Source organism: Curtobacterium sp. B8, from assembly GCF_000333315.1.
Taxonomy (GTDB): domain Bacteria; phylum Actinomycetota; class Actinomycetes; order Actinomycetales; family Microbacteriaceae; genus Curtobacterium; species Curtobacterium luteum.
This window is the reverse complement of the sequence record NZ_BACW01000612.1, coordinates 1-2,323: the sequence shown is the minus strand read 5'-3', so window position 1 is coordinate 2,323 and position 2,323 is coordinate 1. Positions and strand designations below refer to the sequence as shown.

The following is a 2,323-nucleotide window of genomic DNA, read 5'->3' as shown; positions in this document are numbered from 1 at the left end:
TCCCGTCCGTCCCGCCGTCGCGTCGTGACGGCGGCCGTCAGCGCCGCGGACGGATCCGCAGGGTGACCACCTGGAACGGCCGCAGCCCGAGCGACACCGTCCCGCCGTCCCACGCGAAGGTCCGGGCCGTGCGCTCCGGGTCGGTGATCGAACGCTCGCGCAGGTCGACCTGCTCCACCGACTCGGCGTCGATCCGCAGGTCGAGCACGGTGTCGGTGCGCGCGCCGAGCGCCTCGTACAGCCTCACGACGACGTCGCCCGAGCGGTCGTCGGCCAGCTTGACCGACTCGACGCGCACACCCGGCGTCGTCGGCACGACCGGCGCCGTGAGCGCCTCCACCGGTGCGGCTCCCTCGGCGGCCGGCACCGCACGCAGCGGCAGGTTCTGGTCGTACCCGCTCGCCACGACGTCCGCGATCGTGGCGCCGGGGTGCACGGCGTACGCGAACGCGTGGTGTCCGAGGTCCTGCTCGGGGTCGGGCGACTGGGCGCCGCGCACCAGGCTGAGCCGGACCTCGGTCTCGACCTCGCCGGAGGAGCCCACGCGGCGGGTGACGTCGTGGCCGTAGGTGCCGGCGTTCGTGACGCCGATCCCGTAGCCGGGTTCCTCGACGTGCACCCAACGGTGCGCCATCACCTCGAAGCGTGCGTCGTCCCACGAGGTGTTCGTGTGCGTCGGTCGCCGGAGGTGCCCGAACTGGATCTCGGCGCTGTGGTGCTGCGCGTGCACGACGAAGGGCAGCGACGCCTTGAGGAGCTTCTCGCGCTCCTGCCACTCGACGTCGACCCCGAGGTGGACCCGGACGTCGTCGGCGTGGACCGCGATGCTCTGCACGAGCTCGGACGATCCGAACACCCGGCGGACGCGGACCACGGCGCGGAGGTCGTCGTCGGTGGTGAGCTCCACCGACCGGGCGGCACGGAGCTCGACGACCGAGTGCCGGTAGTGGGCGTCGATGTCCCAGGCGTCCCAGGCGTTCGGCAGGTCCTCGTGCAGGTGCAGCAGGTTGGCGCTGCGGTCCGACGGCACGAGTTCGCGGTCGTGGGCGAGGTCGCGGATCGAGTCGACGAGCCCGTCGGTGTCGACGTGCACGCGGACGAGCCCGTTGTCGAGGACGGTGCCGTCGGCGTCCTGCGTCGCCGTGACGGGGTGCGTCGGTGTGACCGGCCGCAGGGGGGACAGGGCGTGCGCCGCCGCCTCGACGACGCCGATCGGCGAACCGTCCGCGCCGACGACGAGGGCGCGGCGGTCGTGATCGGCGGGGTTCGCGACCGCACCGCCGACACCGAGCCGCGTGAGGGCGTCCGTGATGAGCGCCTCGATCTCCGCGTGGTTGCGGGCGTAGGTGTCCTCGTTCTCCTCGTGCACCCACTGGATCGACGAGCCGGGCAGGATGTCGTGGAACTGCTGGAGCAGCGTGGACTGCCAGAGCCGGTCGAACGCCTCGTACGGGTACTCGGCACCGCGGAGCGCGGCGGCGGTCCACCACAGCTCCGCTTCCCGCAGGAGGTGCTCGGCCTTCCGGTTGCCGCGCTTCTCGCGGGCGTGCGAGGTGAACGTGCCGCGGTGCAGCTCCAGGTACAGCTCGCCGACCCACGTCGGGGCGTCGGGGTACTCCTCGCGGGCCCGGGCGAAGAAGTCGTCCGGGTGCTCGATCTCGACGCGGGGCGATCCTTCGAGGGACTCGACCCGACGCTGCCGCTCGAGCATCTCGCGGATCGGACCGCCGCCGCCGTCGCCGTAGCCGAACGGCACGAGCGAGGTCGTCGCAGCCCCCTTCTCGCGGAACTGCCGGACGGCGTGGTGCAGCTCCTCGCCCTCGAGGGTCGAGTTGTACGTGTCGATCGGGGGGAAGTGCGTGAAGATCCGGGAGCCGTCGATGCCCTCCCACCAGAACGTGTGGTGGGGGAACGTGTTCGTCTGGTTCCACGAGAGCTTCTGCGTGAGGAACCAGTCGAGTCCGGCGAGCTTGGCGATCTGCGGGAACGCGGCCGTGTAGCCGAACGAGTCCGGCAGCCAGATGCCGTGCGTCTCGACGCCGAGCTCCTCGGCGAAGAACCGGAGTCCCTGGGTGATCTGGCGGACCATCGCCTCGCCGCCGGGCAGGTTGCCGTCCGGTTCGATCCACTGCGAGCCCACGACGATCCACTGTCCGCGGGCGATCGCGGCCTTGATGCCCTCGAACACCGCCGGGTACCGCTCCTTGACCCAGGCGTACTGCTGGGCGCTGGACGCGGCGAACTTGAACTCGGGGTACTGCTCGGCGAGGGCGAGCACGTTCGAGGACGTCCGGCCGGTCTTGCGCTTCGTCTCCCGGATCGG

General features: G+C 71.7%; 1 protein-coding gene. It reads right to left on the bottom strand.

Features of this window, described 5'->3' with window-relative positions:
- Positions 1-37: 37 nt before the first annotated feature.
- Positions 38-2,323 (bottom strand): glycoside hydrolase family 38 C-terminal domain-containing protein (locus I59_RS16580; RefSeq protein WP_022904832.1); only part of this gene is annotated, 2,286 nt, incomplete at its 5' end.